This window comes from Aquabacterium sp., assembly GCF_041915145.1.
Taxonomy (GTDB): Bacteria; Pseudomonadota; Gammaproteobacteria; order Burkholderiales; family Burkholderiaceae_C; genus Aquabacterium.
Genome location: NZ_JAYSBZ010000027.1, coordinates 26,465 through 41,198, shown reverse-complemented (window position 1 = coordinate 41,198; position 14,734 = coordinate 26,465). Strand labels below are relative to the sequence as shown.

The window sequence follows — 14,734 nt, the reverse complement described above, 5'->3', positions numbered from 1 at the left end:
CAGATCGGCCACGCGCTGACCACGCTGGCCTCGGCGCAAGCCGGCGACGGCGAGGCCATGCGCGCCGCGCTGGCGCAGGCCACCCGCACGCTGCAACTGCTGGGCACCGAGTCGATCAGCGACACCCTGGCGGGCATCACCGATTCGCTGCCCTCGCTGGCCACCGAGCTGGGCAAGGAGCCGCCGCACGTGACGATCAACGCGCACGGCATCGTGCTGCGCAATCAGATCGTCGGCCTGCTGAAGAACGTGTTCACCCACCTGCTGCGCAACTCGATGGACCATGGCCTGGAGACGGCCGCCGAGCGGCAGGCCGCCGGCAAGAGCGCCGCCGGGCACATCAACCTGGAAGCCGGCCTGGCCGATGGCAAGCTGGTGCTGCGCCTGCACGACGACGGCCGCGGCCTGGCCGTGAGCAAGATCCGCCAGAAGGCCATCGACAACGGCGTGATCAGCGCCGACGATCAGAAGAGCCCCGAGGACATCGCCCAGCTCATCTTCGCCTCGGGCTTCTCGACCGCCGAGCGGGTCACCGAGGTGTCGGGGCGCGGCGTGGGCATGGACGCGGTGCGCGGCTTCTTGCAAAAGGAAGGCGGCAACGTGGCCATCCGCTTCACCGACCAGGACGCGACGGCCGACTGGCGCACGTTCGAGCTGGTGATCACGCTGCCCGACAAGTTCGCGGCGCAATCGTGAGCCGCGCCCGAACCCTCTCAGCCAACCATCAACCCCGCGCGGATTGAGCCGATAACCCGACAAGCCGCGCCGCATGCCGCGGCCCACCCTATCGAACGTTTTCAGGACACGACGATGCTGATCTATCTCTGTCTGACCCTGCTGTCCTTCGCGCTGGGCGCGGGATGCGCCTGGTTCTGGCAGCGCCGAGCCACCATCAAGCGCGGGCCGGTGGTGCTGCTGGACGAGGCCCGTTCGCGCGAGGCGAACTTGCAGGACAACATCGCCGAGCTGCAGGCGATGCTGCAGGAGCAGGATCGCAAGCTCGAGCACCAGCGCAGCAGCTCGCAACGCGAGATGACCGAGCTGTCCGACTCGCTGGGGCAACAGCTGCGCAGCCTGCGCGAATCGACCTCGCGCGAGCGCGAGAGCACGCTGGCCTCGTGCGGCGAGCTGGCCGATTCGATCGACAAGCTGCTGCACCTGATCAAGACCTTCGAGCGCTGGCACACCGACATGAACGTGCTGCTGACGCACAACCGCGAGATGCACGACCGCAACGACGACTTCGCCTCCATCGTGCGGCAGGTGATCATCGTGGCGCTCAACGCCTCGATCGAGGCCGCGCGGGCCGGCGAGCAGGGCAGGGGCTTCGCGGTGGTGGCCAACGAGGTTCGCACGCTGGCCAACCGCGCGGCAGCCTTGTCCGAGGACTACCGCAACAACCTCTACAAGAACGACCTGATCACCACCACCACCTTCCAGGATCTGCAGGCTGGCGGCAAGATGATCATCGGCGCCGTGACCGCCCTGCAGCTCATCACCCGCAACGCGCAGAGCGCCCTGCACGCAGAACTGGCCTGAACAAGATGATCAGCCCGTCCGCCCGCGAAGCCATCGACCATTACGTGAGCACCGCGCTCAAGAGCGCGCTGTGCGCGTCGAGCGACGACCAGTGTGTGGTGGAGTCGTTTGACGACCCCGCCGAGATCACCGAGAAGAAGGTGGTGATGCTGACGGTGTCGTCGTATATCTTCCGGGCCATCACGCTGGTCTACTTCACGCTCAACGCGCAGACCAGGCAGCACTTCGCGGCCATCAACCGATCCGACGCCGAATCGATGACGGAAGCCGATTTTCTCGACGTGATCTGCGAGTGCGGCAACATCTTCTGCGGCGCGTTGAACCGCTCGCTGGCGCACCACTACCCGCACATCGGCATGTCCACGCCGAACGTGCTCGACCGCGATTGCGCGGCCTACCTCGACGAGCTCGACGCCAGCCACACGCGGCACTTCCGCGTCACGATCAATGACTCTTTCACGATGCATGCCAGCTTGTGCGTCTGTGACTTTGCCGACATGGACTTCGCCGCCGACGTTGCGCAGGCCGAGCCCGAAAGCAGCGGAGAGCTGGAACTCTTCTAACCACCCGCCTGCCGAACACATCCTGAGGAATCCATCGTGGTTGAACAAGCCGAACTCGTCAGCAAAGTCCTCGTGCTCGAGGACAACCCCGAATGCACCGCGCGCATCAAGGCGTTCTGCGAAGCCAGCCACCTGGTGGGGCTGAAAGCCCAGGCCGAGAACGTGATGGCCATCTTGCGCACCAACCTCGACTTGGGTGCGATCTTCGTCAGCGAGAACTACGGCGGCTCGGCCGGCGGTGGCCTGCGCGTGGGCAGCGAGATCCACTCGATCCGCCCGGAGCTGCCCATCTTCTTGCGGCGCGACGGCACCGATACCCTGGAGGGGTTGCCCGATGGGACGCAACGCGCCTTCGCCACCGCCTACCGCATCGACGAAATCGACGGCAAGCTCGGCCCGGTGATCAACGACACGCTGTTCAACCTGACCTACCCCAGCAATCTGGTGCGCGGCATCGTCGAGATCTCGAAAGCGGCGCTGGAGAGCCAGTTCAAGGGCGTCGAGGTGTCATCGGAAGCGCCGTTCATCGTGCGCGACCGCATCATCTACGGCGAGCTGTTCACGCTGATCCCGCTGGAGAGCAACTGGTGCCGCGGCTACATGATGCTGCAGACCGAAGAGCAGCCGCTGGTGCACTTCGTTGCGCAGGAAAAGACCCACATCGTCACCGAGGAAGTGGGCTTTCGCGACATCAACCACGTGCTGGGCGAAGCCACCAACCTGATCTGGGGCTCGTTCAAGAACCGCTTCATCGCGTACGAGCCGCTCGAAGGCCGGCAGTCGCAGGTGCCGATCATCGTCAATCACCTGCATCGCTACATCTCGTTCGGCTCGGAAGACCCGCAGCTGTGCTTCAAGTACACGCTGACCGACACGACCGGCGAGGCGCCGCCGCTGGTGATCTACCAACGCTTCGTCTTCAACCTGAGCTGGAACCCCGAGAAGTTCAAGGAAAACGAAGCCTTGGTCGAAGACCTGTTCGAGTCCGGCGAACTCGAAATGTTCTGATTTTTTTGCAAGGGCACAACACCATGGCACAAGTACTCGTCGTAGACGATTCCGCAGCAGTCCGCAACGAAGTGGGCGATTTCCTGAAGAAGAACGGGCTCGATGTCATCACCGCGATCGATGGCCGCGATGGCTTGGCCAAGCTCAAGGCCGACCCGCGCGTCAAGCTCGTGGTCAGTGACGTCAACATGCCCAACATGGACGGCCTGACGATGGCCGAGAAGATCCGTGGCGAGCTGGGCAACGCGGCGGTCAACATCATCATGCTGACCACCGAGAACACGCCCATCATGAAAGAGCGCGGCAAGGCCGCCGGCATCAAGGGCTGGATCGTCAAGCCCTTCAAGGGCGACGCGGTGATCGCCACGTTCAAGAAGCTGGCCGAGGGCTGACCGGCCCCGCCGGGAGCGCCACCCGCGCGCTCGCCCCCGCGCCATGGCGCCCCACAGCGCCGGCGCGGATAATCGCGGCCATGAGCATCCAAACGGACAAGCTGGCCGCGAGCGACTTCAGCCGGCCCGACGCGCGCATGGTCGCCCCCCAGGCGGCCGCCCCGCAGGAAGAAGCGCTGGAGCGCGCGCTGCGCCCCAAGGATCTCGACGAATACGTCGGCCAGACCAAGGCGCGCGAGCAACTCGAAATCTTCATCGGCGCCGCCCGTCAGCGCGCCGAAGCGCTCGACCACGTGCTGCTGTTCGGCCCGCCGGGCTTGGGCAAAACCACGCTGAGCCACATCGTGGCGCGCGAGCTGGGCGTGAACCTGCGCCAAACGTCAGGCCCGGTGCTCGAAAAGCCCAAGGACCTCGCCGCGATCCTGACCAACCTCGAGCGCAACGATGTGCTCTTCATTGATGAGATTCACCGCCTGAGCCCGGTCGTCGAAGAGATCCTCTACCCCGCGCTGGAGGACTATCAAATCGACATCATGATCGGCGAAGGCCCCGCCGCCCGCTCGATCAAACTCGACCTGCAACCCTTCACGCTGGTGGGTGCCACCACGCGCGCCGGCATGCTCACCAACCCGCTGCGCGACCGCTTCGGCATCGTCGCCCGGCTGGAGTTCTACACCGCCGACGAGCTCACGCGCATCGTGCGCCGCTCGGCGGGGCTGCTCGACGCGCCCATCGACGACGACGGCGCACTCGAAATCGCCCGCCGCTCGCGCGGCACCCCCCGCATCGCCAACCGGCTGCTGCGCCGGGTGCGCGACTACGCCCAGGTCAAGGGCACCGGGCGCATCACCCGCCAGATGGCCGACCAGGCGCTGGCCATGCTCGACGTCGACCCGCAAGGCTTCGACATCATGGACCGCAAGCTGCTCGAAGCCGTGATCCACAAGTTCGACGGCGGCCCGGTGGGGCTGGACAACCTGGCGGCGGCCATTGGCGAAGAAGCCGGCACGATCGAGGACGTGATCGAGCCCTATCTGATCCAGCAAGGTTATTTGCAACGCACACCGCGGGGGCGCATCGCCACGCAAATCGCATTCCGGCACCTGGGGCTCACGCCGCCGACCACCGGCGCAAGCGGTTTGTTCGAGGCCTGAGCAGCGCCCGGTTGCGCCAACCAGCGCAGGCGTGCGAACACGCTCCCACCAATGAGAAACGGGCGCCGAGGCGCCCGTTTTCATGGCTGGTGAGCCGCGCTCAATCGAGCGTGAGGACCACCTTCACCGAGCTGTCGACCGCCGACTTTTCGATGTAGCCGATGGCTTCGGGGTTGTTGGCCACGAACTTCTTCACGTCGGCGGCAGAGGGCAGCTCCTTGGGCGGAACAGCCTTGCCGGAGAAGGTCAAGCGCGCCCAGGTTGCCTTCACTTGCGCAGCCGACTTGCCGGCGGCCTTGCTGTAGAAAGCTTCGTGAGCGTTGCTGCCTTCGGGCAGGTCGGCCGGAGCCGCCGTGCCACCGCCGGGCAGCGACGTGGTCTTGCCCAGGAAGATCGCAGACGCCTGTTCGGGCGTGATGCTGGCCAACGGGCTCTTGGGGTTGACGATGACGGCCACCTGAGCGCTTGCAGCTTGCGCGGCAAACAGAGCAGCAACGGCCAGGACGTAGCGGAGGGCTTTGATGATGTTCATTTTGTCGTCCTCCTGGCTTAGAACACGAAGTCAACCGAGAGGCTCAAGACGTTGATCGTCTTGTCTCGCACATTGGCGGTTGGCGTGGCGGCATACATCAGGCCGGTATTGGAATCAGGTTTGATCATTTCAAACTGACCCTTGACGGCAACGTTCTTGAATGCATCCCAGCGAACCCCTGCTGCCAGGGCCTTTTGCGCGACATTGGCCTTATTGAGAACAGCCGTACCGTAAGCACTTGCCGTGAGGAAACTCGTAGTGAGTCCGCCATAAGTACGATTGGTAGGGATCGGATTGCTGGGCTGATGGTCTACCTTCACTTCGCTGGCGTAGACGAACGGAGTGAACTTGCCAAAACGATACCCGGCAGAGGCATACCAACCCGTTGTATTGGGAATATACGAATCCGTGCGACGCTTCGTGAATTCACCCGAGAACGTCCAATTACGAACATCCCAAGTCGCGCCAAAGCCTAGAAAGCTCGAGCGGGCATCATCGGCAGCCAGTTGATTCGCGAAATAGGTGAGGTCACTTGCAGACAGCCCGACAAGAGACGCATATGGCGCCAGCCCGGCATACGCTGCGCTGACCTGCGGCGTAAGCGAACTTGCGAAAGTCAGCTTGCTTCGCGCATAACCGAGCCGGAACGTGAGGTCACCCCCAAGCTCCGCCGTGGCATTGAAACCAAACTGGTCATTCAATTTAACCTTGCTGGTTTCGTAGTAAGACCGCGAAGGCCCGCCGAAAACCGTTCCTGTCAAGGTTGTGTCGCCAATATCGGTTTTGTAGGTCAGGTCGGCACCATTGAAATTCGTGATTGGCACTTGCCCATAGACCTCCAGGGGCGGGCGCACCCACAGATTGGCGTAATTCACATCACGAAAATCGGAAATCATGAAGAACGGCGTTCCCATGCGTCCAACCCGTGCCGAAACGGCCGGCGTGAGCTGCGCCTTAACAAAAAGCCACTCCGGCGAAGGATTCCAGTTGCCCTTGCCATTTTCTTTGCTCAGCACCTGAGCTGTCGCCGACAACATCTGGTTGATTTTGTAATCGGTCTGGACACCCAGCTTTGTGTCAGGGGAAAAATCAAACCCCGTGCTGGTGGCCCCGTCGCCCGGCTGCCCTGGCGTCAGAAATTCAACATCATGGCTGTTGGTATGTGCCAGCCCCACCGTACCGAATCCCGAAAAACGGAACCCTGAATCTTGAGCCTGCGCACCTGCGCAAACCGCCAGACACGCGACGGCAAGAGCCGCCGGTGCAAATCGCTGCAATGTCATATCACTCTCCTCAAGGGGATAGGGCGAAATATTTGCACGCGAATACCGGTCACCAACGATGTACTTCTCTTATTGACCGATATCGCCACAAGCCACGCGCTCAGGCGACAAGCCTTTACGCGGCAGGGAGATTCTTCGGCCTGTAAAGATTTGTGCGTAGGCGGAAAAACGCTGTTGGAACGGTGCAAATGCAGCGATGGAACCCAAAGGCCCACGTGGTATTTGGCACGGAGTCCGCGCTATTGCGCTTGAAGGCTTGCGCCGGTGGTGCTACGCCGAAGTGGCCGGCGGCAACTGTTCCTGGATCAGCTCGTGCAGATGCCCCGCCAGCGCGCGGCGATCGGCGTGCGCGATGGCGTGGGCGTCCAGCACGCGCACATGCACCCGCAAGCCGCGAGCGCTCACCACCATCCACAACGATTGCAGCAAGGAGGTGTCGCCAACGTAGGCGACGGCCGGGCTGATGGCATGAGCCGGATCGCTGTAGCGCAAGACCACGGGTTGCACGGCCGTGCTGGTGGAGATGGCCGCTTGCAGCAGGTTGGCATGAAACGGCAACACGCCGTTGCCGTCGGACGTGGTGCCCTCGGGGAACACCGCCAAGGCATCGCCCTGCGCCAAGGCCTCGGCCATGGTGTGCACCACACGAACGGCGTCGCGGCGGCTGGCGCGCTCGATGTAGAGCGTGCCCGCCATCGTGACGAGCCAGCCGACCAGCGGCCAGCGCCCCACTTCGGCCTTCGAGATGAAGCGCACCGGGCGCACCGCGCTGATGGCCATGATGTCGAGCCACGAGATGTGGTTGGCCACGATCAGCACCGCGCCGGGCTTGGGCTTGAGCCCCTCGATCACCAGCTCGATGCCGAGCACGCGCAGCAGCTTGGCGGCCCACCACTGCACCTTGGCGTCGCGCGCCTCGGCGCTGCCGCGCGGAAACACGATCAGCGCGACCACCATGCCGTGCAGCATGTGCACGACGGCTCGCAGCAAGCGCCAGATGGCGCGCAATTGCTTCACCGCCGCCTCCGTCAAACCGGCACGGCGGGTGCCTCGTGCGCCACGGTGCCGGCCACGATGGTCCAGCGCACGCGTGCCGGCAAGGCAGCGCCCACGGCGTCGAAGGCAAACGGGGTGGACTTGCCCTGGCTCACCAGCGCCTCGGGCGAGGCTTGCCACACGGCTTGCGGGTCGAACACGCACACGTCAGCCACGCCGCCCTGGGTGAGACGCCCGGCGCTCGACACCAGCGAGCCCAGCGCGTCGCCTAGCACCCGCACCGGGTCGCAGGTGATGCGCGCCAACGCCTTGCTCAAGCCCACGCCGGGCTCGTCGCCCCACTTGAGCGCCAGGCTGAGCAGCAATTCGAGCCCCGTTGCGCCGGGCTCGGCCTCGCCGAACGGCAGCGTCTTGGCATCGGCATCGACCGGGGTGTGGTCGGACACCAGCGCGTCGAGCGTGCCATCGGCCAGGCCGGCGCGCAGCGCATCGCGGTCGCGCGGCTGGCGCAGCGGCGGCACCAGGCGCATCGCCGAGTTGAAGTAGCCGATGTCCACATCGGTGAGGTGCAGCGAATTGATGCTCACATCCGCCGTGATCGGCAAGCCTTGCGCCTTGGCCTGGCGCACCAGCTCGACGCCCGCCGCGCTGCTGATGCGGCACAGGTGCACGCGCGCGCCGGTGGCCTTGGTCAGCTCGAAGATGGTGTGCAGCGCCACCGTCTCGGCCGCCACCGGCACGCCCGACAAACCCAACCGCGTCGCCACCGCGCCGCTGGCCGCCACGCCCTTGCCGAGCCAGGGGTCGTTCGGACGCAGCCAGACGGTGTAGCCAAACGTGGCCGCGTATTGCAGCGCGCGCTGCAGCAGCTGCGTGTCGCGCACCGGCACGTCGGCTTGCGAGAAGCCCACGCAGCCCGACTCGGTGAGCTCGGCCATCTCGGTGATGGTCTCGCCTTTGAGTCCGCGCGTCAGCGCGCCGAGCGGAAAGAGCCGGCACAGGCTGAGCTTGCGAGCGCGGAACTTGAGCATGTCAACCAGGCCGGGCTCGTCGAGCGCGGGGTCGGTATCGGGCGGACAGACGAGGCTGGTGACGCCGCCGGCCGCGGCCGCGTTCAGCTCGCTCTCGAGCATACCTTCGTGCTCGTGGCCGGGCTCGCGCAAGCGCGCCGCCAGGTCGACCAGACCAGGCGCCACCACCAAGCCCGTGGCGTCGATGCGGCGATCGGGCTCGAAGTCGGCAGGCACCTTGCCCAACGCCACAATGCGGCCCGAGGCGATGGCGAGGTCGCCGATTTGGTCAAGACCGGTGGCGGGGTCGATGAGGCGGCCGTTTTGGATGAGGATCTTCATGGTGTGTCAGCGCTCGGTGGGGTTGCCCAGGTGCACGAAGGGCACGGCGCCCCCGGTCATCTGCGGCAACTTGCCGTCCCACTTGCGGATGGCTTCGCGTTCGTTTTCGATCTTGCGCAGCTGCAGCAGCTCGGACGTGACCTGCTGGCGCTGCAGCGCGAGCGACTCGGCCTCGGCCTTGGCGCTGGCCACCTTCTGGCGCGCCTCGACCTCGATGCGCTGCAGGTCGCGCTCGGCCTTGAGCTTCTCTTGCTCAGCCTTGACCTTGGCCTCGATGGCCTCGGTAAACGTGCGCGAGAACGCGAAGTTGACGATGGCGAACTCGTCGAGCTCCAGGCCGTGGCGCTGCATCTTTTCTTTGAGAAGCAGCACGATGCCGTCGCGCACTTCGGTGCGGCGCGAGATGAGTTCTTCGGCCGTGAAGCGCGCGGTCACCGCCTTCACCGCCTCTTGCGCGGCGGGCAGGATGATGCGCTCGGCCGCGATGTCGGTGGACGGCCCGATATCGCGGAACGCCGACACCGTGGCCGACGGCCGCAGGTGGTAGTTGATGGCGATCTTGGTGTGCACCGATTGCAAATCGCGCGAGGCCGCGTCGCCATCGCCCTCGCCCTTTTGAATGCGCACGTCCATCAGGTGCATGGTCTGCGCCAGCGGCACGACGAAGTGGATGCCCGGGTCGAACACCGCCTCGTTGGGCTTGCCGAAGGTGGTCAGCACGCCGCGGTAGCCGGTGGGCACGATGGCGATGGGCGCGAGGTTCCAGAGCACCACCAGGCCGATCACCACGAAGAGGGCGCGGCGGGCGAAGAGCTGAATCGAATTGCTGCCGAAGTCGGTTGCCATATCAAGCCTCGTTGCCTGCAATGATGCTCATCACCGCCATACGCACGGCGATGCCGAAGGTGACCTGCGGCAGGATCACGCTGTGCGTGCCGTCGGCCACCGATGATTCAATCTCGACGCCGCGGTTGATCGGCCCCGGGTGCATCACGATGGCATCAGGCTTGGCCAGCGCGAGCTTCTCGGGCGTGAGGCCGTAGGCCTTGAAGAACTCGCCGGTGGACGGCAGCATGCCGCCGGCCATGCGCTCGTTTTGCAGGCGCAGCGAGATGATCACGTCGGCGCCCCGGATGCCCTCGGCCATGTCGTGACACACCCGCACGCCCATCTGCGCCAAGTCGCCCGGCACCAAGGTCTTGGGGCCGACCACGCGCAGATCGGGCACGCCGAGCGTGGTCAGCGCGTTGATGTCGGACCGCGCCACGCGGGAGTGGACGATGTCGCCCACGATGGCCACCGACAGCTGGGTGAAGTCCTTCTTGTAGTGGCGGATCGTGTACATGTCGAGCAGCCCCTGCGTGGGGTGCGCGTGGCGGCCGTCACCGGCGTTCACCACATGCACATGCGGCGCCACGTGCTGCGCGATCAGGTGCGGCGCACCGCTCTCGCTGTGGCGCACCACGAACATGTCGGCGTGCATCGCGCTCAGGTTGGCGATGGTGTCGAGCAGGCTCTCGCCCTTGGCCGTGGAGCTGCGCGCGATGTCGAGGTTGATGACGTCGGCGCTCAGGCGCTTGGCGGCGATCTCGAAGGTGGTGCGGGTGCGGGTGCTGTTCTCGAAGAACAGGTTGAACACGCTCTTGCCGCGCAGCAGCGGCACCTTCTTGACCTCGCGATCGTTGACGCTCAGGAAGGTCTCGGCCGTATCCAGGATCTGGTGAATGATCGGGCGCGGCAGGCCTTCGGTGGACAGCAGGTGGATCAGCTCGCCGTGGCTGTTGAGTTGGGGGTTGCGCTTTGCGAGCATCAGGCCCTCTCGATGTTGAAACTGAAGACGCCGCTCTCGCTGCGCGCCAGCGACAGGCGCTCGGCAGCCGGCAAAGCGATGCGCGCGGCCGAGAACGCGGCCTCGATCGGCAGCTCGCGCCCGCCACGGTCGACCAGCACGGCCAGCGCCACACTCGCGGGGCGACCGAAGTCGAACAGCTCGTTGATGACCGCGCGAATGGTGCGCCCGGTGTAGAGCACGTCGTCGACCAGCAGGATGTGGCGGCCCTGCACCTCGAAGGGCAGGCTCGTCGGGTCGGTGGTGGCGGCCATGCCGCGCGAACCGAAGTCGTCGCGGTGCAGGGCGCTCGAGATCACGCCCGGCGGCGTGGTGAGGCCCAGGTCGCGGTGCAGGCGCTCGACCAGCCAGGCGCCGCCCGACCAGATGCCGACCAGCGCGGTGTCGGGCTTCAGCAAGGGCCGCACGCCGGCCAGCAAGCTGGCGTAGAGCGCTTCGGCGTCAAGGTGCAAGGTGCTCATGTGGATGCCACGTGTTCGCGAAAGTATTGATCCAGGATGATGGCCGCCGCCGCCGCGTCGACCGAGCGCTCGTCGGCGCCCTGCGCTTGGGCCTCGGTGGTGGTGTAGCGCTCGTCCACCTCGACCACCGGCAGGCGAAAACGCCCGGCCAGTTGCCGACCGAATTTGCGGGCGCGCTGGGTATTTTCATGCTCCGCCCCATCGGGGTGAAACGGCACCCCGATCACGAGCGCTTCAGGTTGCCACTCGGCAATCAGCTTCTGGATCGCGGCGAAGCGGGCATCGCCCTCGGCGGCGATGGTGCGCAGCGGCTGCGCCTGGCGCATCAAGGTGTTGCCGCAGGCCACGCCGACCCGCCTGGTGCCGTAATCGAACGCCAGCAGGGTACGGGGTGCGCTCACGCGTGTCCGGCGCTTTGCATCAGCATGCCGGGGTCGATGCCCAGCAGCGACAACGCGCGGTCGTAGCGCGCCTCGACCGGCGTGTCAAAGATGATCGACGGCTCGGCATCGACCGTGAGCCAGCCGTTGCGCGAGATCTCGTCTTCGACCTGACCAGCGCCCCAGCCCGCGTAGCCCAGGGTCACGAAGATCTTCTTCGGGCCCGCGCCGTTGGACAGCGCTTCGAGCACGTCTTTCGAGGTGGTCATCTCCAGCCCGCCGCCCGGGATCTTGAGCGTGGAGTTGTAGTGCCCGCCGTCGTCGTCGAGCCGCTCGTGCAGCACGAAACCGCGCTCGGTCTGCACCGGCCCGCCGAAGTAGACCGGCGCATCAGCCAGATCGGTGCGATCGAGCGACAACTCGACCTTCTCGAACAGGCTCTTGAGCTTGATGTCGATGGGCTTGTTGATGACCAGGCCCAGCGCCCCGCGTTCGTTGTGCTCGCACATGTAGACCACGGAGCCGGCAAAGTTGTCGTCCACCATGCCCGGCATGGCGATGAGAAACTGGTTCGTGAGGTTGATGCTGGCGGTGTCGGTGGACATGAGCGGCATTTTACGGCAGCCCCCACAATCGCAGGATGACCTCCTCGCCCTCGCATCCGGCGCCACGACTGGGTCGCGCCCTGGTGTGGTTTCGGCGCGATTTGCGCGCCCACGACCACGCCGCGCTGTACCACGCGCTCAAAGCCGCTCGCCAGGTCTGGTGCGTGTTCGTGTTCGACCGCGACATCCTCGACCCGCTGCCGCGCACCGATCGGCGGGTGGCCTTCATCCGCGAGAGCCTGGTCGAGCTCGACGCCGCGCTGCGCGAGCTGGGCCTGCGCCACGGCCAAGCCGGCGCCGGGCTGATCGTGCGGCACGCCCGCGCCCAGGACGCCGTGCCCAGGCTGGCCGCCGAGCTCGGCGTCGAGGCCGTGTTCGCCAACCACGACTACGAGCCGCAGGCCGTGCAGCGCGACGCCCACGTGCGCGGCGCGCTGTCCAACGCCGGTATTGCGCTGTACACGTCCAAAGACCAGGTGGTGTTCGAGGGCGACGAGATCCGCACCGGCAGCGGCCGCCCGCTCGGCATCTTCACGCCCTACAAGAATGCCTGGCTCAAGAAGCTCGACGGCTTTTACGTCCAGGCCTACCCGGTCGCCCGCTACGCCGAGCATCTGGCGCCGCGACCAACGGCCCACGCTCGCGACGTGCCCGGCCTGCATGAAATCGGCTTCGAGGACACGCAAAGCGCGACGCTGAAGATCCACGGCGGCACGCTGCAAGCCCGCGCACTGCTGGCGGACTTCATCGAGCGCATCGACGCCTACGACCGCGCGCGCGACTTCCCCGCCGTCAAGGGGCCCAGCTACCTGTCAGCCCATCTGCGCTTCGGCACGCTGTCGGTCCGCGAACTGGCCAAGCTGGCCTGGTACCGCCTGCGCGGCGGCTCGCGCGGCGCCGAGGTGTGGTTGTCCGAGCTGATCTGGCGCGACTTTTATCACCAGATCCTGCACCACCACCCGCACGTGGTCGGCCACAGTTTCAAGCCAGCCTACGACGCCATCAAGTGGGAGCGCGGCAAGCACGCCGATGCCCTGTTCGCGGCCTGGTGCGCGGGCCGCACCGGCTACCCGCTGGTGGACGCCGCCATGCACCAGCTCAACAGCAGCGGCTACATGCACAACCGGCTGCGCATGGTGACGGCGAGCTTTCTGGTCAAGGACCTGGGCATCGACTGGCGCTGGGGCGAACGCTACTTTGCCGAACAGCTGATGGACTTCGACCTCGCCGCCAACAACGGCGGCTGGCAATGGGCGGCGTCGAGCGGGTGCGACGCGCAACCCTACTTTCGCATCTTCAACCCGGTCACGCAGAGCGAGAAGTTCGACCCGGCGGGCAAGTTCATCCGCCGCTATCTGCCCGCACTGGCGCACCTGCCCGACAAGACCCTGCATGCGCCGTGGCTGGCGTCAGAGGCCGCTCTGGCCGAAGCCGGCGTTGTGCTGGGGCGAGACTACCCCGCGCCGATCGTGCGGCACGACGAAGCGCGCAAGCTGACGCTGGAGCGTTATGCCGTGGTGAAAAGCGAAGCCTTGCCGCGCTGAGCGCAGCCGCAGAACGTGCTCAGAAGAGCTCGACGTCGCCGACCTTGGAGGCGTCTTCGAGCGCGCCGATACGCACCAGTTCGGCTTGACTGCGCACCTGGTTGCGACCGTTCTGCTTGGCGTAATACACCGCCTTGTCGGCCCGCTCGAACGCCGCGGCCGGCGTGTCGCCCGCCACCACCTCGGTGAAGCCCAGGCTCACGGTGACGCGCCCGACCTGCGGGAAGGCGAAGTTTTCCATGTTGTGACGGAAGCGCTCGAAGGCTTGCAAGGCTTCGGCTTCACCCTCGCAGCGCAGCATGATCACGAATTCTTCGCCGCCGAAGCGGTACAACTGGTCTTGAAACCGGAAGGTGCTGCGCAAGATGCGCGCCACCAGCAGCAGCACTTCATCGCCGATCAGATGGCCGTATTGGTCATTGACGTGCTTGAAGTGGTCGATGTCCACCACGCCCATGAAGTGCCGCTGGACATGCGAAAGCCGGCGCCCGCCGTCGGCCTCGCGCGCCGCGTCGGCGGTCTGCTGAGCCGATTTGTAGAAGGCGTCGTCGAAGGTCTTGCGGTTGAACAAGCCGGTGAGCGTGTCGCGCTGGCTGTAGTCCAGCAGCCCCTGGAAGTTGCCGTAAATGCGCAGCAGCGTCTGGATGGTTCGCAACGCCTGGGCGTTGAGCGGCTCGGCGGTGGTGAACTCGACCACCGTGGCCGAGGTCGGGTCCCCCGTGAGCGGAAAGACGCTCAGATGGCGCGTCGGGGCGGCCGACTCGGGCGCGATCACCATGCCCTGCCGCGTCACGCATTCTTCGCGCCATGGCGCGTCCTGCTTGGCTGGCAGAGAGTGAAAGTCCACCCACGGCGGGTCGGACAACGGAGCGATTTCGCCCCTGTCCATGCGCGCGCACAGCAACCAACGCCACTCGTCGGCCTCGCCGACCAGCCGGTAGACCGCCACGCGCTCGCATTGCAACAAGCTCATCAAGGCCTGCACAAAAGACACGTCGACCCGCTCACGGTCGCGGTTGGCCGTGAGGTTGGCAAGGAGGTCGATTACTTCAGCCATGTCGTGTGCGGCGGCCTGT

General features: G+C 65.7%; 17 protein-coding genes. 7 read left to right on the top strand and 10 right to left on the bottom strand.

What is annotated here, in order from left to right:
• The 6 genes from ACE3SS_RS07175 to ruvB all read left to right on the top strand — a co-directional run.
• On the top strand, positions 1–696 hold a 696-nt coding region (locus ACE3SS_RS07175), incomplete at its 5' end, for an ATP-binding protein (protein WP_374592483.1).
• A 114-nt stretch (positions 697–810) separates the two neighbouring features.
• On the top strand, positions 811–1,539 hold the full coding sequence (locus ACE3SS_RS07170) for a methyl-accepting chemotaxis protein (RefSeq protein WP_374592482.1): 729 nt from the start codon (positions 811–813) through the stop codon (positions 1,537–1,539).
• Positions 1,540–1,544: 5 nt separating this feature from the next.
• On the top strand, positions 1,545–2,102 hold the full coding sequence (locus ACE3SS_RS07165) for a hypothetical protein (protein WP_374592481.1): 558 nt from the start codon (positions 1,545–1,547) through the stop codon (positions 2,100–2,102).
• A 36-nt stretch (positions 2,103–2,138) separates the two neighbouring features.
• Positions 2,139–3,110, top strand: a complete 972-nt coding sequence (locus ACE3SS_RS07160) for a chemotaxis protein CheX (RefSeq protein WP_374592480.1) — start codon at positions 2,139–2,141, stop codon at positions 3,108–3,110.
• A gap of 23 nt (positions 3,111–3,133) precedes the next feature.
• Positions 3,134–3,502 carry a response regulator gene (locus ACE3SS_RS07155; RefSeq protein WP_374592479.1) on the top strand — a complete coding sequence of 123 codons (369 nt, stop codon included), beginning with the start codon at positions 3,134–3,136 and terminating at the stop codon, positions 3,500–3,502.
• Positions 3,503–3,582: 80 nt separating this feature from the next.
• Positions 3,583–4,656: a Holliday junction branch migration DNA helicase RuvB gene (gene ruvB / locus ACE3SS_RS07150; protein WP_374592478.1), complete on the top strand. Its 1,074-nt coding sequence runs from the start codon at positions 3,583–3,585 to the stop codon at positions 4,654–4,656.
• 100 nt (positions 4,657–4,756) lie between these two features.
• Here the strand turns inward: ruvB and ACE3SS_RS07145 are convergent, their stop codons facing one another.
• The 9 genes from ACE3SS_RS07145 to ACE3SS_RS07105 all read right to left on the bottom strand — a co-directional run bounded on the left by ACE3SS_RS07145 (position 4,757) and on the right by ACE3SS_RS07105 (position 12,114).
• Positions 4,757–5,188: a hypothetical protein gene (locus tag ACE3SS_RS07145; RefSeq protein WP_374592477.1), complete on the bottom strand. Its 432-nt coding sequence runs from the start codon at positions 5,186–5,188 to the stop codon at positions 4,757–4,759.
• A 17-nt stretch (positions 5,189–5,205) separates the two neighbouring features.
• On the bottom strand, positions 5,206–6,471 hold the full coding sequence (locus tag ACE3SS_RS07140; protein WP_374592476.1) for a porin: 1,266 nt from the start codon (positions 6,469–6,471) through the stop codon (positions 5,206–5,208).
• Positions 6,472–6,741: 270 nt separating this feature from the next.
• Entirely contained in the window at positions 6,742–7,488 is a 747-nt protein-coding gene (locus ACE3SS_RS07135) for a lysophospholipid acyltransferase family protein (protein WP_374592475.1), read from the bottom strand.
• Between the two features lie 11 nt (positions 7,489–7,499).
• A complete protein-coding gene (locus tag ACE3SS_RS07130; protein ID WP_374592474.1) occupies positions 7,500–8,819 on the bottom strand; it encodes a dihydroorotase in 1,320 nt (439 codons plus the stop codon).
• A gap of 6 nt (positions 8,820–8,825) precedes the next feature.
• Positions 8,826–9,665: a prohibitin family protein gene (locus ACE3SS_RS07125; RefSeq protein ID WP_374592473.1), complete on the bottom strand. Its 840-nt coding sequence runs from the start codon at positions 9,663–9,665 to the stop codon at positions 8,826–8,828.
• Position 9,666: 1 nt separating this feature from the next.
• Entirely contained in the window at positions 9,667–10,629 is a 963-nt protein-coding gene (locus tag ACE3SS_RS07120; RefSeq protein ID WP_374592472.1) for an aspartate carbamoyltransferase catalytic subunit, read from the bottom strand.
• Positions 10,629–11,129, bottom strand: a complete 501-nt coding sequence (gene pyrR, locus ACE3SS_RS07115) for a bifunctional pyr operon transcriptional regulator/uracil phosphoribosyltransferase PyrR (protein ID WP_374592471.1) — start codon at positions 11,127–11,129, stop codon at positions 10,629–10,631. The genes ACE3SS_RS07120 and pyrR overlap by 1 nt, the downstream gene beginning before the upstream one ends.
• On the bottom strand, positions 11,126–11,530 hold the full coding sequence (gene ruvX / locus ACE3SS_RS07110; RefSeq protein WP_374592470.1) for a Holliday junction resolvase RuvX: 405 nt from the start codon (positions 11,528–11,530) through the stop codon (positions 11,126–11,128). The genes pyrR and ruvX overlap by 4 nt, the downstream gene beginning before the upstream one ends.
• Positions 11,527–12,114 (bottom strand): YqgE/AlgH family protein, encoded by a 588-nt coding sequence (locus ACE3SS_RS07105; protein ID WP_374592469.1) that lies wholly within the window; start codon positions 12,112–12,114, stop codon positions 11,527–11,529. Before ACE3SS_RS07105 ends, ruvX begins: the two co-directional genes overlap by 4 nt.
• A 35-nt stretch (positions 12,115–12,149) precedes the next feature.
• On the opposite strand from ACE3SS_RS07105, the gene ACE3SS_RS07100 reads away from it, so the two are divergent.
• On the top strand, positions 12,150–13,658 hold the full coding sequence (locus tag ACE3SS_RS07100; RefSeq protein WP_374592468.1) for a deoxyribodipyrimidine photo-lyase: 1,509 nt from the start codon (positions 12,150–12,152) through the stop codon (positions 13,656–13,658).
• 19 nt (positions 13,659–13,677) lie between these two features.
• Here the strand turns inward: ACE3SS_RS07100 and ACE3SS_RS07095 are convergent, their stop codons facing one another.
• Positions 13,678–14,715, bottom strand: a complete 1,038-nt coding sequence (locus tag ACE3SS_RS07095; RefSeq protein WP_374592467.1) for a GGDEF domain-containing protein — start codon at positions 14,713–14,715, stop codon at positions 13,678–13,680.
• Positions 14,716–14,734 lie beyond the last annotated feature (19 nt).

Excerpts from the sequence above, each read along its gene's own strand:
- ACE3SS_RS07095 (WP_374592467.1), bottom strand. The coding sequence starts at position 14,715 with ATGGCTGAAGTAATCGACCTCCTTGCCAACCTCACGGCCAACCGCGAC.
- ACE3SS_RS07120 (WP_374592472.1), bottom strand. The coding sequence starts at position 10,629 with ATGCTCGCAAAGCGCAACCCCCAACTCAACAGCCACGGCGAGCTGATC.
- ACE3SS_RS07155 (WP_374592479.1), top strand. The coding sequence starts at position 3,134 with ATGGCACAAGTACTCGTCGTAGACGATTCCGCAGCAGTCCGCAACGAA.
- ACE3SS_RS07125 (WP_374592473.1), bottom strand. The coding sequence starts at position 9,665 with ATGGCAACCGACTTCGGCAGCAATTCGATTCAGCTCTTCGCCCGCCGC.
- ACE3SS_RS07130 (WP_374592474.1), bottom strand. The coding sequence starts at position 8,819 with ATGAAGATCCTCATCCAAAACGGCCGCCTCATCGACCCCGCCACCGGT.
- ACE3SS_RS07145 (WP_374592477.1), bottom strand. The coding sequence starts at position 5,188 with ATGAACATCATCAAAGCCCTCCGCTACGTCCTGGCCGTTGCTGCTCTG.
- pyrR (WP_374592471.1), bottom strand. The coding sequence starts at position 11,129 with ATGAGCACCTTGCACCTTGACGCCGAAGCGCTCTACGCCAGCTTGCTG.
- ACE3SS_RS07140 (WP_374592476.1), bottom strand. The coding sequence starts at position 6,471 with ATGACATTGCAGCGATTTGCACCGGCGGCTCTTGCCGTCGCGTGTCTG.
- ACE3SS_RS07170 (WP_374592482.1), top strand. The coding sequence starts at position 811 with ATGCTGATCTATCTCTGTCTGACCCTGCTGTCCTTCGCGCTGGGCGCG.
- ACE3SS_RS07100 (WP_374592468.1), top strand. The coding sequence starts at position 12,150 with ATGACCTCCTCGCCCTCGCATCCGGCGCCACGACTGGGTCGCGCCCTG.
- ACE3SS_RS07165 (WP_374592481.1), top strand. The coding sequence starts at position 1,545 with ATGATCAGCCCGTCCGCCCGCGAAGCCATCGACCATTACGTGAGCACC.
- ACE3SS_RS07105 (WP_374592469.1), bottom strand. The coding sequence starts at position 12,114 with ATGTCCACCGACACCGCCAGCATCAACCTCACGAACCAGTTTCTCATC.
- ruvB (WP_374592478.1), top strand. The coding sequence starts at position 3,583 with ATGAGCATCCAAACGGACAAGCTGGCCGCGAGCGACTTCAGCCGGCCC.